This window comes from Candidatus Macondimonas diazotrophica, assembly GCF_004684205.1.
GTDB lineage: Bacteria > Pseudomonadota > Gammaproteobacteria > UBA5335 > UBA5335 > Macondimonas > Macondimonas diazotrophica.
The window spans coordinates 37473-52067 of the sequence record NZ_SRIO01000005.1; the positions used below are offsets into that span (position 1 = coordinate 37473).

Annotated in this window: 13 protein-coding genes; all 13 read right to left on the reverse strand. The window is 64.9% G+C overall.

The genetic code is table 11. From position 1 onward, the window contains the following. Position 1 precedes the first annotated feature (1 nt). The 13 genes from E4680_RS05030 to rsmH are packed head-to-tail and all read right to left on the reverse strand — an operon-like array spanning position 2 to position 14581. Positions 2-811: a cell division protein FtsQ/DivIB gene (locus tag E4680_RS05030; protein ID WP_135281310.1), complete on the reverse strand. Its 810-nt coding sequence runs from the start codon at positions 809-811 to the stop codon at positions 2-4. Next, on the reverse strand, positions 811-1761 hold the full coding sequence (locus E4680_RS05035) for a D-alanine--D-alanine ligase (protein ID WP_135281311.1): 951 nt from the start codon (positions 1759-1761) through the stop codon (positions 811-813). The genes E4680_RS05030 and E4680_RS05035 overlap by 1 nt, the downstream gene beginning before the upstream one ends. Next, on the reverse strand, positions 1758-2654 hold the full coding sequence (gene murB, locus E4680_RS05040; RefSeq protein ID WP_135281312.1) for a UDP-N-acetylmuramate dehydrogenase: 897 nt from the start codon (positions 2652-2654) through the stop codon (positions 1758-1760). The genes E4680_RS05035 and murB overlap by 4 nt, the downstream gene beginning before the upstream one ends. Then, positions 2651-4084: a UDP-N-acetylmuramate--L-alanine ligase gene (gene murC / locus E4680_RS05045; RefSeq protein WP_240696126.1), complete on the reverse strand. Its 1434-nt coding sequence runs from the start codon at positions 4082-4084 to the stop codon at positions 2651-2653. Before murC ends, murB begins: the two co-directional genes overlap by 4 nt. Further along, entirely contained in the window at positions 4081-5157 is a 1077-nt protein-coding gene (murG, locus tag E4680_RS05050; RefSeq protein ID WP_135281313.1) for an undecaprenyldiphospho-muramoylpentapeptide beta-N-acetylglucosaminyltransferase, read from the reverse strand. The genes murC and murG overlap by 4 nt, the downstream gene beginning before the upstream one ends. Continuing rightward, on the reverse strand, positions 5154-6341 hold the full coding sequence (gene ftsW, locus E4680_RS05055) for a putative lipid II flippase FtsW (RefSeq protein WP_135281314.1): 1188 nt from the start codon (positions 6339-6341) through the stop codon (positions 5154-5156). The genes murG and ftsW overlap by 4 nt, the downstream gene beginning before the upstream one ends. Next, entirely contained in the window at positions 6338-7699 is a 1362-nt protein-coding gene (murD, locus tag E4680_RS05060; protein WP_135281315.1) for a UDP-N-acetylmuramoyl-L-alanine--D-glutamate ligase, read from the reverse strand. Before murD ends, ftsW begins: the two co-directional genes overlap by 4 nt. 10 nt (positions 7700-7709) lie before the next feature. Further along, positions 7710-8792, reverse strand: a complete 1083-nt coding sequence (gene mraY, locus E4680_RS05065; RefSeq protein ID WP_135281316.1) for a phospho-N-acetylmuramoyl-pentapeptide-transferase — start codon at positions 8790-8792, stop codon at positions 7710-7712. A 1-nt stretch (position 8793) separates the two neighbouring features. After that, positions 8794-10170, reverse strand: coding sequence for a UDP-N-acetylmuramoyl-tripeptide--D-alanyl-D-alanine ligase (locus tag E4680_RS05070; RefSeq protein WP_240696127.1), 1377 nt, complete (start codon positions 10168-10170; stop codon positions 8794-8796). Continuing rightward, positions 10167-11684: a UDP-N-acetylmuramoyl-L-alanyl-D-glutamate--2,6-diaminopimelate ligase gene (locus E4680_RS05075; protein WP_205688756.1), complete on the reverse strand. Its 1518-nt coding sequence runs from the start codon at positions 11682-11684 to the stop codon at positions 10167-10169. Before E4680_RS05075 ends, E4680_RS05070 begins: the two co-directional genes overlap by 4 nt. Beyond that, positions 11681-13399: a peptidoglycan D,D-transpeptidase FtsI family protein gene (locus E4680_RS05080; RefSeq protein ID WP_135281317.1), complete on the reverse strand. Its 1719-nt coding sequence runs from the start codon at positions 13397-13399 to the stop codon at positions 11681-11683. Before E4680_RS05080 ends, E4680_RS05075 begins: the two co-directional genes overlap by 4 nt. Next, a complete protein-coding gene (ftsL, locus tag E4680_RS05085) occupies positions 13392-13667 on the reverse strand; it encodes a cell division protein FtsL (RefSeq protein ID WP_240696128.1) in 276 nt (91 codons plus the stop codon). Before ftsL ends, E4680_RS05080 begins: the two co-directional genes overlap by 8 nt. Beyond that, on the reverse strand, positions 13664-14581 hold the full coding sequence (gene rsmH / locus E4680_RS05090) for a 16S rRNA (cytosine(1402)-N(4))-methyltransferase RsmH (RefSeq protein ID WP_135281318.1): 918 nt from the start codon (positions 14579-14581) through the stop codon (positions 13664-13666). Before rsmH ends, ftsL begins: the two co-directional genes overlap by 4 nt. Between the last annotated feature and the right edge of the window lie 14 nt (positions 14582-14595).

Sequence of the window (14595 nt, forward strand, 5' to 3'; positions counted from 1 at the left end):
GTTATCCTTCTGCGCGCCCGTTATCCGGGCGCTCCTTGGGTTTGATCGAAAAGCCGTTCGGGTAGCGCATATCGACATAAGCCACGGCAGCCAGCTCGGAGCGCAACAACGGCAATACCTTGTTGATGAAGCGATTGAATGCCAACTGTGGATTCCCGGGACCCAGACGCAGTTCCACGCCGTCTTCGAGGGTGGCGCGCCAGCTACCGCGGTGATCCACGACCAACTGCCGAAGACCGGTACCCTGCGCAGACAGCTGCGACTGGAACAGCCGATAGGTATCCAGTACCCGACGCTCGGACCCCTCCGGCCCATTGAGCAACGGCAGGTCCACCTCGCCGGATTCGATCTGGAAACGCACGCCGCGCGCATCCAGCAAGCCGACCTCGCCCCAACGCGCGACCGGCCGGTACTCCCAGATGCGCACCAGCAACGCGTCGGGCCAACGGCGCCCCACCTGCACCCGAGCGACCCAGTCGAGTGACCGCAGATCTTCCAGCAGGACATCGAGGTCCACCTGCCAGAGATGCGGTGCGCCGTGCCGACGTATGGTCTGCTCGAGGACTTCCTGCGGAACCTGCCGGAACGGCGCTTCCACCAGCACGCGACGCAAGGCGAACCAACCTTGCGCCTGCGCTTGCCATGCCAGAAAGCCGAGCATTCCGACACCCAGCGCCACGCCCACGCTGCGACCGAACCAGCGACGAAGCGTCGGCCCACCTGGCGCAACCGCGGGGATTCGACTCGCGCGCAGACGACGCGCAGTTGGCGCCGGCGAGCGCATGCGATCGGGCGACGGAATGGCCCTCATCACCGTTGCTCCATGCTGGTTTCGAGGATCCGCCAGACCAGCTCCTCGAACGACAAGCCTGCTGCCCGAGCAGCCATGGGCACGAGACTGTGGTCCGTCATACCCGGCACGCTGTTCAGCTCCAGCAGCCAGGGCGCCCCAGCCCGGTCGATCATGAAATCGACGCGTCCCCAACCCCGGGCATCAAGCCCCTGGAAAGCGGCCAGTGCCAGATCACTGAGTGCTGCCTCCCGATCGGGCATCAAGCCGCTGGGACAGTGGTAGCGCGTGCTGTCCGCGCGGTATTTCGCTTCGAAGTCATAAAACGCATGCGGCGTTTCCAGGCGAATCGATGGCAGCGCAACATCGCCCAGAATCGCAACCGTGTACTCTCCGCCCGTGATCCATCGTTCCGCCAAGACCCGATCGTCCCATTCCCGCGCACGGCGGAAGGCCGCGGCCATCTCTTCGGGCGCACTCACCTTACTCATGCCGAGACTGGACCCTTCACGCGCAGGCTTGACGATCAGCGGCAACCCGAGGCTCTCCAGTGCCTGCTGCGCATCTGGCTCGTCCACCAGGACCATGTACGGCGGAGTGGGCAGTCCTTGCGCCTGCCACAACTGTTTGGTGCGCAATTTATCCATGCTGATCGCACAGGCCGCCACGCCGCTGCCGGTATAGGGGATCCCGGCCAGCTCCAATGCGCCCTGAATGACGCCGTCCTCGCCGCCGCGGCCATGCAGCGCGATAAACGCGCGGTCACATCGCAGCGTTGGCAGCCGCGCGAGAAAATCCGACTGCACGTCGACAGCGATCGCCGCCACCCCCGTACTGCGCAACGCCTCGAAGATGGCGGCACCGCTGCGGAGCGAAATCTCCCGCTCCCCTGAGTGCCCACCCATCAGCACGGCGACCCGCCCGAATGCTGCGGGGTCCTGGATCCGGCGACCCTCGGCATGTGCGCTCATGCGGGCCTCCCGACAATGCGTACTTCCGGCATCAGGTCCACCCCACATTCGGTGCGAACCTGCTCCTGGATCTGGACGATCAGCCGTTCGATGTCGGCTGCACGGGCATGGCCCAGATTGATAATGAAATTGGCGTGCTTGGGTGAGACCTGGGCATCGCCGATCCGCGCACCCTTCAAGCCGACAAACTCGATCAAGCGCGCAGCGTGATCACCCGGCGGATTGCGGAATACCGAACCACAGCTCGGGAGCCCCAGCGGCTGGGTAGCCGCACGACGCGCGAGCAGTTCACGGATATGCGTATGCCCGTTCGGCCCCACTGCGGGGTCGAACGCCCACTCGCCGGTGATGAACCATTCCTCAGCGGCCGGCATGACCACATGGCGATACCCGGCCTGGAATTCACTGGCGGGGCGCCAGCGCCGCTCACCCTGGCGGTCGATCGTCTCGACCCGGCTCACCTGCGTCCAAGTCTCTCCCCCGAAAGCGCCGGCATTCATCGCCAGCGCACCTCCCAGCGTCCCGGGAATGCCGGCAAAGAATGCCCCGTCGGCGAGCCGCTCGCGCTCACAAAGACGCGCCAGCTTGGCGCAGGGAACACCCGCCTGTGCCTGCACCCGGCCAGGCCCCGATCGGTGCAATCCGCCCAATCCGGGATGGGTTGCAATCACCACCCCGTCGATGCCGCCGTCGCGCACCAGCACATTGCTGCCCAGACCAAGCCAGAACAACGGCGTTTGCGCCGGCAAAGCACTCAGGAAATCGGCCAGATCTGCGACGTCGGCCGGCTCGAAGAACAGCGCTGCCCGCCCCCCCACGCGCCAACTGGTGTGGGCCATCATGGGCTCGTTGTGACGCAGGCGCCCGCGCACCGTGTCGCGCTGTGCGTTCATGATCGACCCTCCCAGCGGCGGCACAGCCTGCCCGGCAACGCACCGATGTCGCCAGCGCCCAGAGTCAGCACCACATCTCCGGGCTGCAGCAGGCCTTCCAATGCCTCGGGCAGGGCCTCGACCGTCGGCACGAACACCGGCTCCAGTCGACCGTGCGCCCGGGTGGCCCGTGCCAGGGTGCGTCCGTCGGCCTGGGCAATGGGCGCTTCGCCCGCTGCGTAGACGTCGGTCAGCAGCAATACATCGGCTTTCGACAGCACCCGCGCGAAATCTTCCAATAGATCCCGGGTGCGGCTGTAGCGATGCGGCTGAAACGCCACCACAAGCCGTCGCTGTGGCCAGGTTTCGCGCGCCGCCGCCAGTGTCGCCTCGACCTCGGTGGGGTGATGCCCGTAGTCGTCGACCAGATCGATCGAGCCGGCCGGACTCTCAATCACCCCATAGCGCTGGAAACGCCGCCCGATCCCCTGGAAGTGTTCCAGGGCCTGCGCCATGGCCGCAGGCGCCACTCCCAGTTCGTGACCCACGGCCAGCGCGGCCAATGCGTTCTGGATATTGTGTCGGCCGGGCAGATTCAGGGTCAGGGCATGCTCGGTCCCGTCGCCAAAAGCAATCTCCAGATGATTGCGGCCGGCTTGCGGATGCGCGACGCGTACCCGGACATCGGCATCCTCCGCAAAGCCATAGGTCAGAATCGGTCGGCCGATATCGGTGCGCATTGCGGTGAGCACGGGATCGTCCGCGCAAATCACGGCCAGCCCGTAGAACGGAAGATTGTGCAGAAACTCCAGGAACGTCTGGCGCAACCGGTCAAAATCGCCGCCATAGGTATCGAGATGGTCGGCATCGATATTGGTGACGACCGCGATCATGGGCTGCAGATGCATGAACGATGCGTCGCTTTCGTCCGCCTCGGCCACCAGGTAAGGCCCCGTCCCCAATCGCGCGTGTGTTCCCGCCTGGTTCAGCCGTCCGCCGATCACGAACGTGGGATCCAGGCCACCATCGGCCAACACGCTGGCGATCAGGCTGGTGGTGGTGGTCTTGCCATGTGTCCCGGCCACGGCAATGCCATAGCGAAAGCGCATCAGTTCGGCGAGCATCTGCGCGCGCGGGATCACGGGAATGCCCTGGGTCCGGGCCGCAACAACCTCGGGGTTCTCGGTGCCGATCGCGCTCGAAATCACCACCACATCCGCGCCGGCAATTCGATCAGCGCCATGTCCCAATGTCACCGCCGCACCCAAGGTCGCCAAGCGCTGAAGTGCGGCGCTGTCCCGCATATCCGAGCCGGAAACCTGATAGCCCAAATTCAGCAGCACTTCCGCGATGCCGGCCATGCCGACACCCCCCATGCCCACGAAGTGAATGCGCCGTACCCGCCGCATCCAGGCCTGTTGCAACAAGGCGGCCGGCAATACGCTGCTCATGCCATGCCCCCTTCGGCGCGCAACACGGCCGCCACCGTGGCGGTTGCATCCCCGCGGGCCAGCTCACGCGCCCGCACGGCCATCTCGCCCAGGCGCTGCCGGTCGGCCAGAAGGGCGCCCAGTGTTTCGGCAAGCGTCGTGTCGGTCAGCGTGTCCTGGGGCTGCAGGACGGCGGCGCCAGCGCTGACCAGGTATTCGGCATTGCGGGTCTGGTGATCGTCCACGGCGTGGGGATAGGGCACGAGGATGGAACCCACTCCGGCGGCGGCCACTTCCGCCAGTGTCAACGCCCCCGCGCGGCAGACCAGCAGATCGGCCCAGGCATAGCTCGCTGCCATGTCGTCGATGAAGGCGTGAACGTCCGCCGGTACACCCAGACGCGCATAGGTCTCGCGCGTGGACGCCTCATCCCGGTTGCCGGTCTGGTGAATCACCTGGACGGGGATTTTCCGGGACACTTGTGCAAGCGCCTCGGGAACCCGTTGATTCAGCGCGCGGGCGCCCTGACTCCCACCCAGCACCAAGACCCGCATCGCGCCTTCGCGACCGGCAAAACGGACCTCGGGCGTCGGTAGCGCCGCGATGGCCGGGCGCACCGGATTGCCCACCAACTCTGCACCGGGCAACGCATTGGGATACGCTGCCAAGGTCCGTCGCGCAAACCGCGACAGCAGCCGATTGGTCCATCCTGCCACGGCGTTTTGTTCATGGACCACCAATGGTCGCCGCAGCAGCCATGCCGCGAGACCACCGGGACCGGCGGCGAATCCACCCATACCGAGCACCACGCGGGGACGCAGCCGCATCATCACCCCGAGCGCTTCGGCCACCGCCAGCAACAGGCGCACCGGCATCAGCAACCAGGTCAGTGCACCCTTGCCGCGCAATCCGCGAATATGCAGACCATGGAACGGAATGCCATCAGCTGCCACGACCCGTTCTTCCATGCCGCCGTGGCTGCCCAGCCACGCGACGGCAATACCCGCGCGACGCAGATCACGTGCCACGGCCAATGCCGGGAAGACATGCCCCCCCGTACCACCCGCCATGATGAGGACGACTTCGCTGCTCATGATTTTCGCCCCGGCTTCCGGGTCTGCACGGGTGGATCGGCATTTTCGATCCCGATCCGCAAGATGAGCCCGATGATCGTGCACACCACCAGCAAGCTGCTGCCGCCGTAACTCATGAGCGGCAGCGTCAAGCCTTTGGTGGGCAGCAAGCCCATGTTCACGCCGATATTGATAAACGCCTGACTGGTCAGCCACACGCTCAAGCCAACGGCAAGATAGGCACCGAACCAGCGACCGGACCGAGCCGCCGCATCGGCGATGCGCAGGCTGCGCCAGAACACCAGGGCATAGAGCATCACCACACTGAGCGATCCCACCAGTCCCAGTTCTTCGGCCAGAATGGCGAACAGAAAGTCGGTATGCGCCTCGGGCAGGTAGAACATCTTCTGGACGCTGCCACCAAGCCCCAGGCCGAACCAATGCCCGGATCCGATCGCCATCAATGACTGCGTGAGCTGAAAGCCGGTATTGAAAGGATCTGCCCAGGGATCCATGAAGCCGGTCAGCCGTGCTAGCCGATAGGGCGACAAGGCTATCAGCAAGTACAACGACCCCATGCCCATGAACAACAAAAGAACGAACGGCAGCATCGGCGCACCGGCCACCCAGAGCATGGCCATGACCGCCAGTGCCAGGACCACGGCTGCGCCCAGATCCGGTTCGGCCAGCAGCAAGAGCCCCGCGGCGGCCAGCAGCGCCATCACCTTCCCCACGCCGAAGAACGTGTCACGCACCTCCACCTGCCGACGCACCAAGAACCCGGCCAGAAATATCAGCAGGCCCAGACGCGCCGGCTCGGAGACCTGAATGCGGATCACAAACAGATCCAGCCAGCGGGCGCTGCCATTGACCACCTTGCCGACGCCGGGGATCAGCACGACGATCAGCAACACAAAGCTGACCGCCATCAGCGTAAAGCCCAGCTGCTGCAGCCTCGCCAACGGCATCTTCAGTGCTGCGGCGGCGATCGCCACGCCGAACACCGCATAGACCAGTTGGCGCCGCAGGAAGCGGAAGGGGTCATCGAAGCGATGATCCGCCAGCGGCATGGAAGCCGATGCCACCATGATCAGCCCCAGCATCAACAGCCCGATCGCAGCGAGCGCAAGCGGTGCGTCGACACGTGCCACCAGCGTCCGCCAATCATGGCGAGTCTTGGCGCGAGGCAGGGTGACGGCACTCATGCGCCCAACTCCCGGACAGCCGCGGCGAAGGCCTCGCCCCGGTGGTGGTAGTTTCGAAACATGTCGAGGCTGGCGCATGCGGGCGACAGCAGCACGGCATCCCCGGGACGCGCTTGATTTGCCGCCAGTCGCACGGCTTCATCCATATCGCCGGCACGCAGCAGTGTCGTGGCGCCATCCAGGGCAGATGCCAGCTGGTCAGCATCCTCGCCCATCAGAACGGCCGCGCGCACCTTGCCTGCCACCCACGGCCGCAGCGCGGAGAAATCCTGCCCCTTGCCCTGCCCACCGGCAATCAGCACCAGCGGCCCCGGAACCCCCCGCAGGGCGGCCACTGTCGCGCCCACGTTGGTTCCCTTGGAGTCATCGATGAACCGCACCCCCCCGATTTCCATCAGCAGCTGTGTGCGATGCGGCAATCCCTGAAACCGCCGCAAGGCGTCCAGACAGGCCGCTCTCGGCAATGCGAGTGCATCGGCCATCGCCAGCGCGGCCAAAGCATTGGCCTGGTGGTGCTCACCAACCAGCGCCAGTTCCGATACCGGCAGCAGCCGGTCATCCCCTGCGGCCAGCCAGCGACGATCACTGTGCCTGACGACGCGATAGTGGCTTTGTTCCTCGCTGGCCAGACCAAACCAACGCACGGGAACGCCTGGCGACGCCATGGCCACGACCGCGGGATCCTCGACGTTCAGCACGCGGACCGGCACCTCGCGGTCCGGCGCCGCATTGAAAATGCGCGCCTTGCATGCGGCGTATCCGGCCAGCGAACCATGGCGGTCGATGTGATCTTCCGAAAGGTTAAGGACTGCTGCGACCCGGGCGTTCAGCACGTCGGTGGTTTCGAGCTGGAAGCTGGACAGCTCCAGCACGTACAGATCGCGGTCATCGGCGAGCAGATCCAGCGCCGGCTCGCCCAAATTCCCACCCACGCCGACCCGCAAGCCGGCCAAGCGCGCCATTTCCCCGAGCAACGTGGTGACCGTGCTCTTGCCGTTGGAGCCGGTGATGGCGGCGATCGGCGCACCGGCAGCGCGGGCAAACAACGCGATATCGCCTTCCACCCGGGCGCCGCGGGCCCGCGCCTCGCGCAGTGCGGGTTCCTGTGGCGCCACCCCCGGCGACACCACGATATGCCGGGCGCCCGCGAAAACGTCCGGTGAAAAGGGCCCGAAATGCACTGGCGCATCTGGACAGATCTCGTGCAACGCCGCTTGATGTGGCGGCGCTGGGCGACTGTCCACGACCCGGAACGGCTGACCCAGCCGCTTGAGGTATCGCGCAACGGACAGGCCGGTCACCCCCAGGCCCACCACGACGGTGGGGGGAACAGCAGCGGAGACAGCGCAAGCAGTCATACCTCCTCCCTCACCGCAGCTTCAACGACGACAAGCCGATCAGCACCAGAATCACGGTGATGATCCAGAAGCGGACGATAACCCGTGGTTCCGGCCAGCCCATTAACTCGAAGTGGTGGTGAATCGGCGCCATGCGGAAAATGCGCCGGCCGGTGAGCTTGAACGAAGCCACCTGCAACATCACCGAGATGGTTTCGGCGACGAACACTGCACCCATGATGCCGAGCACGATCTCCTGCCGGACCACAACCGCCATAGTCCCCAACGCCGCGCCCAGCGCCAACGCACCGACATCCCCCATGAACACCATGGCGGGGTAGGTGTTGAACCAGAGAAACGCCAGTCCGGCGCCCCCGATGGCCGCGCAGAAGATGAGCATTTCCCCCGCGCCCGGAACGTGCGGGATGCCGAGGTAGCTGGCGAACTGGGCATGGCCGCCAACATAGGCGAATACCCCAAGTCCCGCGGCGACCAGTACCGTGGGCATGATGGCCAGCCCATCGAGACCGTCGGTGAGATTCACCGCGTTGCTGGCACCGACGATGACGAAATAGGCAAAGGGGACGAATGCCCAGCCCATCGCCCAGGCGACATCCTTGAAGAACGGAACGATCAGCGTGGTCTCGGCGGGGACATTGGCCGTCAGGTAGAGAGTCATTGCAGCGCCCAGACCGATCAGCGACTGGCCGAGGTACTTCTGCCGCGCGCTCAATCCGTTGCTCGAACGGCGGTAGATCTTCAGATAGTCATCCAGCCAGCCGACCATGCCGAACAGCAGCGTGGTCAACAGCGCGATCCAGATGTAACGGTTGCCCAGATCGGCCCACAGCAGGGTGCTCGATGCGATGCTCAGCAAGATCAGTGCCCCGCCCATGGTCGGCGTGCCGGCTTTGGACAGGTGCGACTGGGGTCCATCACTGCGAATCTGTTGGCCGAGCTGCCGCTGTGCCAGATGCGCAATGAGCACGGGCCCGAGCAACAACCCCAGCCCCAGCGCGGTTAGCATGCCCATGATGGCGCGCAGCGTAATGTAGCTGAAGGCATGAAAGCCGCTGTGATAGGCCACCAGTTGCTGAGTCAGCCAGTACAACACGTCAGTCTTCCTGTCTCAGGGCGGCAACCACCCGTTCCATGGCCATGTAGCGCGATCCTTTGACAAGCAGCGTCAGCGTTGCGGCGGAACGCTTCAGTTCCTGGGAAAGACATGCGATCAGCTCGTCTTGGTCGGCAAAATGCCGACCCCCGCCCCCAAACGCATCGACGGCCGCGGCGCTGAGCGATCCCAAGGCATAGAGCCGGTCAATCCCCTGCGCGCGAGCACGGGCACCCATCTCGCCATGCAGGGCGGCCGCCTCGGCACCGAGTTCTCCCATATCGCCCATCACGAGCCAGCGTTCACCAGTCATTTCAGCCAATACATCGATCGCTGCGGCCATCGAGGTGGGATTGGCGTTATAGGTATCGTCAATTACCCGAACACCGTCCGAACCGATGAGCCAGTTCAGCCGACCGGGGGCCGGACGCGCCGCCCTCAGGCCGGTTGCGATAGTCTCGATGGGCAATCCCAGCGCTTCCCCCACGGCTGCCGCAGCCAAAGCATTGCGCACGTTGTGCCGCCCCGGAAAACCCAGGCGCACCGGCGCCTCGCCCGTGGGGGTTACGAGCGTGAACGCCTGCGACAGACTGGCCGCATCGATGACCACCCGACATGCTGCGGGATCGGTTCGCACCGCAGCCTCGGGCGCGAGACCGAAGTACACCACGCGTCCCTTAGCCAGCCCGGCCCAATACGCTGCAAAACGGTCATCGCCGTTGATCACCGCAACGCCCTGCGCGGACAGCCCCGCAATCAGTTCACCCTTGGCACGGGCAACACCCTCCAATGAACCAAAGCCTTCCAGGTGCGCCCGCCCGGCCTGCGTGATGAGCCCGACATCGGGGCGGACCCATTCGGTCAACTGGGCGATTTCGCCCGCATGATTGGCGCCGAGCTCGAACACCGCCGCGACATGCCGCTGCGGATCCAAGCCCAGCAGACTCAAGGGCACACCCAATGCGTTGTTGTAGTTCCCCGGGGTGGCCCAAACCTCGCCTTGGACGCCGAGAATGCTGGCGACCATTTCCTTCACGGTGGTTTTGCCATTGCTACCCGTCAGCGCCACCACCGGCCCCTTGAATGCGGCGCGCCAGTCAAGGGCCAGCGTCACCAACGCTGAGTGACCGTCAGGCACCACCAACTGCGGCAAATCGACCGTAGGATCCAGACGCATCACCACCGCGCCGGCCGCACCAGCCGCGCGGGCGTCGGCCAGAAAGGCATGGCCATCGACTCGGCTGCCGGGCAATGCCACGAACAGGGCGCCCGGCACGAGGCGGCGCGTATCGATGGCCACACCAGCGAACGATCCGCCGGTGCCGTGCTGTTCTGCACCCAAGCGCTCGGCAATTGCACCCAGTTCACCCCGAATCACGCCGCCTCCCGGAACCAGTCTTCGATCACGGCCAGATCCGAGAAGGGTTCCTCGCGATCCGCAAAGATCTGACCCGTTTCATGTCCTTTCCCGGCCACCAGAACCCAGTCTCCGGCGCTGGCGGCCTGCAGAGCACCCACGATGGCGGCGCGCCGATCGCGCTCGATGCGAACCGGCACGCCTGCGGGTATTCCTGCGCGAATGGCGGCGATGATGGCATCCGGTGGTTCGCTCCGTGGATTGTCGTCAGTCAGCACCACCGAATCGGCCAGACGACCGGCCACCTCGCCCATGAGCGGACGCTTGCCACGATCACGATCGCCGCCACACCCGAACACGCAGACCACATACCGCGCGCCGTGCTCGCGACACGCCGCGATCGCCTGAGCCAAGGCATCGGGGGTATGGGCATAGTCGATGATGGCCTGGGGCAGGCGCCCGCCGCCCACCCGCTGCATGCGCCCGGGAACCGGTTGCACTGCGGCCAGACGCGCCAATGCCGCCGACCACGGCAGGCCGCCACCCACCAGCGCAGCCAGGACGAGCAAGGCGTTGGCCACGTTGAACCGCCCCAGCAGCGGAAGATGCACGGCGCCCTCGCCCCAATCTCCGTCCAGAACCAAATCGACGCCGTTCGCCCGGGGCTTCGTGGCGCGGACCCATAGCCGGGCAGCGCCGGCAGGTAACGTGGCGCGTGCTCGAGGCGTCAAGCCGGCCCAGACTTGCCGGCAGTCGGCCGATAGCGCTGAAGCCATGGTGTAAGCCGCCGGATCCTCGGCCCACATCACTGCCATACGCAGCTCCGGCATTTCGAATAGGCGCCGCTTGGCAGCCGCATAGGCCGCCTCGGTTCCGTGATAATCCAGATGATCGCGGGTGAGATTGGTGAAGATAGCGGTATCGAAATGCACCGCAGCCACGCGCGCCTGATCGAGGGCATGAGAGGAAACCTCCATGGCCACCGCTCGCACGGCTTCCTCCCGAAACCGGGCCAGCCAGGCCTGCACGCTCACGGCATCGAGCGTGGTGTGGCTCGAGGGAACCAGATGGCCGGGCCGGCCATTGCCCAGCGTCCCAAGGATCGCGGCCGCACCCGGGGGATCGTCCAGTGTCTGCGCCAGTAGGTGCGCGCAACTGGTCTTGCCGTTGGTGCCGGTGATGCCGATGACCCGCATCGACGTCGAGGGGGTACCATAAAATTGGTCCGCCAAGGCGCTGGCCTGCCCGGCCAGATCCGGAATCGGGACCAATGGAACGGACAGATCCGGCAATTGCGATCGCCCCTGTGCGGGATCGAAGGCCACGGCAGCAGCGCCTCGCCGGACGGCCTCCTCAGCGTAGTCGAGGCCGTGTCGGGACAGTCCGGCGCAGGCGAGGAACAGGTCGTTCGGCTTGACGGCGCGCGAATCGAGCGTCAAACCACCGATGCGGATATCATCCCCTACCGTTGCCGTCGACACACCCCATGGTGTCAACAAGCGATTCAGCGTCCAGTTCACCGTCCGCGCGCTCACCCCAGCTCCTCCGGGCTCGCCGCCGAATGCACCAGGCCGGTGCCATCGGGGAGGTCATCGGGCGGAATCTCCATCAGCCGCAGGGCGCCGGCCATGATGCGTGCGAATACCGGAGCGGCCACGGCACCTCCGTAGTAGGCGCCGGCACTGGGTTCGTCGATCACCACCACGGCGACGAGTCGCGGGCGGCTGGCCGGGACATACCCCGCGAAGACGGCCTGATACCGACGTTCGGAATATCCGCCGACCCCAGCCTTTCGAGCAGTGCCGGTCTTGCCAGCCACTCGGTAACCGGGGATTGCGGCGGCAGTCGCCGTGCCTTCCCGCACGACCCGTTCCAGCATCTGGCTGACCTGCGCTGCACTGCCGGCGCTGATGACGCGATGGGCCGGGGGAAGCTGCTTGGTCGTGAAGAAACTGACCGGACGCCGCTCACCGCCATTAGCCAATACCGCATAGGCACTGGCCAACTGCAGAGTTGTGGTCGACAAGCCGTATCCGTAGGCCACGGTCGCATGGTCGATCGGACGCCAATCCTGGAAATGGCGGAGGGTGCCGCCACGCTCGCCCGGAAAGCCGCTGGCGGTCATCTCACCGAATCCGAAGCCACGCAACGCCTCCCAGATGCGATCGGAAGACATCGCCAGGGCGATACGGCTCGCACCCACATTGCTGGACTTGGCCAGGATACCGCCCAAGTCCAGAACACCGTAGTTGTGGATGTCCCGGATGGTATTGCCCTGAACGGTAAACCAACCGGGTCGCGTATCAATCACGCTGGCGGGCTGAAACAGCCCCTGATCCAAGGCTGTGGCCACGATGAACGGCTTGAGCGTGGAACCGGGCTCGAACAGATCGACGACAGCCCGATTGCGTGCGAGCCGCGGCACAATCGCCTCACGGTTGTTGGGATTGAACGAGGGCTGGCTCACCATGGCCAGGATTTCACCATTGCGGGGATCCAAGACCACCACAGAGCCGACCTTGGCACGATGGGCGACCATTGCCGCCTTGAGTTCCCGGTAAGCCAGGTACTGAATCCGCCGATCCAGGCTGAGCTGTAGATCGCGGCCGGGGCGGGCCTCACGAATCTCGCCCAGATCATCAATCACTTTCTTGCCGGCGTCGATCAATACGCGGCGTTTTCCAGGCTGGCCCGCCAGCCAGCTATCGAATGACAATTCCAGCCCTTCGAGCCCGCGATCGTCGATATTGGTGAAGCCCAGCAGCTGCCCGGTGATCTCGCCGGTGGGATAGTAGCGGCGATATTCCCGCTGCGCGTACAGACCATCGAGTTTCATCGCCAATATTCGCTTGGACTGATAGGGGGGAAGTTGCCGCTTCACATAGACGAATTCCCGCTCTTGACGATCCTCAAGTTTCTTGCGCAACGAGCCGGCGGGAATATCCAGCGCGGAGGCCAGCTTCTCTACAGCACCTTCGTCGTCCAGAAAGGGTCGGGGATTGACCCAGATTGAATCCACCGGAGTGCTCGCCGCCAAAGGCTCGCCATGCCGATCCACGATCATGCCCCGATGCGCGGAGATCTCGAGAACGCGCATGTGACGCTCGCGCGCCTGCCCGTGAAGAAAACCTTTGTCGAACACATGCAGCTGCACGGCGCGCCCAACAAGCACAACTCCAAGCAGTGCCAGGAGCAACGCCATCATGCGGGTGCGCCATGACCAGACCGGATTGCCGAGACGCTTATTCATGGGGCACCAACCGGATGTCTTTGGCGACCGGTGTGCTCATGCCAAGCCGGTCACGGGCCAGTCGCTCGATGCGCGGCGCCGTCGCCCAAGCGCCGAGCTCGAGCTGCAAACGGCTCCATTCACCTTCCAGTTCGTCGCGCGCCTCCTGCAACTGTTGCAACTCCGACCACTGCTCCCGATTCTTGAACTTCACGTACACGAGGGCCAAGCTGCTGACGAACACCGCCAGCGCCATCAGCAGGTTGAATAGCGTGCCGATCCTGTTCAACCCAATTTCTCCACCACCCGCAGCGTGGCGCTGCGCGCACGCGGATTGGCCGCACATTCGACAACACCCGCACGGACCTGCTTGGCCACCCACCTCAACGTCGGTTCAGGTCGGTTGAATCCCAGGGGATCCGATGGCGGCTGCACACCTTGACGCATGAATCGTTTGACCACGCGATCTTCCAACGAATGAAAACTGATGACCGCGAGCCGTCCGCCCGGGGCCAGCAACTGCACCGCAGCCGTCAACGCTTGCTCCAGTGACTCCAGTTCACGATTGATGTAAATCCGAATGGCCTGAAATGTCCGCGTCGCCGGGTGCTTATGGCGCCCCCCAGGCGGCAAGGTTTGCCCCACGATCTCGGCCAGTTCGCGGGTTCGCGTCAGGGGCTTGTTCGCCCTTGCCGCGACAATTCGGCGCGCGATACGCCGCGATTGACGCTCCTCTCCATACCGCCATAACACCTCGGCCAGTTCGCTTTCATCGACGCTGCCCAGCCACTGCGCCGCACTCTGGCCTTTTGAAACGTCCATCCGCATGTCCAGCGGTCCGTCATTCATGAAGCTGAATCCCCGCGCGGGATCATCCAGCTGGGGCGACGACACCCCCAGATCGAACAGAATGCCTTGCACGCCCTCGCGCCAGCGGACCACTTGCGCGCACTGAGCGAGATCGGCGATATTGGCATGCACGATGGTGACGCGCGCATCCTCGGCCCAGCGCGAGCGGGCATGGGCAATCGCCTCAGGATCCTGATCCACGACCATGAGTCGTCCGTCTGGCCCCAATGCCGACAAAATGCATTCGGCATGTCCTCCTCGCCCATAGGTGCCGTCGATGTAGCGATCGCCGGCACGAGGTGCCAATGCCTCTAAAGTCTCCGCCAGCAAAACCGGCTGATGCAGCGCATCCATGACCTCAGCCCTCA

What these genes read in the sequence shown, in the direction of transcription:
- E4680_RS05030 (WP_135281310.1), bottom strand. Translation starts at nt 811, where the DNA reads ATGAGGGCCATTCCGTCGCCCGATCGCATGCGCTCGCCGGCGCCAACT.
- E4680_RS05035 (WP_135281311.1), bottom strand. Translation starts at nt 1,761, where the DNA reads ATGAGCGCACATGCCGAGGGTCGCCGGATCCAGGACCCCGCAGCATTC.
- murB (WP_135281312.1), bottom strand. Translation starts at nt 2,654, where the DNA reads ATGAACGCACAGCGCGACACGGTGCGCGGGCGCCTGCGTCACAACGAG.
- murC (WP_240696126.1), bottom strand. Translation starts at nt 4,084, where the DNA reads ATGAGCAGCGTATTGCCGGCCGCCTTGTTGCAACAGGCCTGGATGCGG.
- murG (WP_135281313.1), bottom strand. Translation starts at nt 5,157, where the DNA reads ATGAGCAGCGAAGTCGTCCTCATCATGGCGGGTGGTACGGGGGGGCAT.
- ftsW (WP_135281314.1), bottom strand. Translation starts at nt 6,341, where the DNA reads ATGAGTGCCGTCACCCTGCCTCGCGCCAAGACTCGCCATGATTGGCGG.
- murD (WP_135281315.1), bottom strand. Translation starts at nt 7,699, where the DNA reads ATGACTGCTTGCGCTGTCTCCGCTGCTGTTCCCCCCACCGTCGTGGTG.
- E4680_RS05080 (WP_135281317.1), bottom strand. Translation starts at nt 13,399, where the DNA reads ATGAATAAGCGTCTCGGCAATCCGGTCTGGTCATGGCGCACCCGCATG.
- rsmH (WP_135281318.1), bottom strand. Translation starts at nt 14,581, where the DNA reads ATGGATGCGCTGCATCAGCCGGTTTTGCTGGCGGAGACTTTAGAGGCA.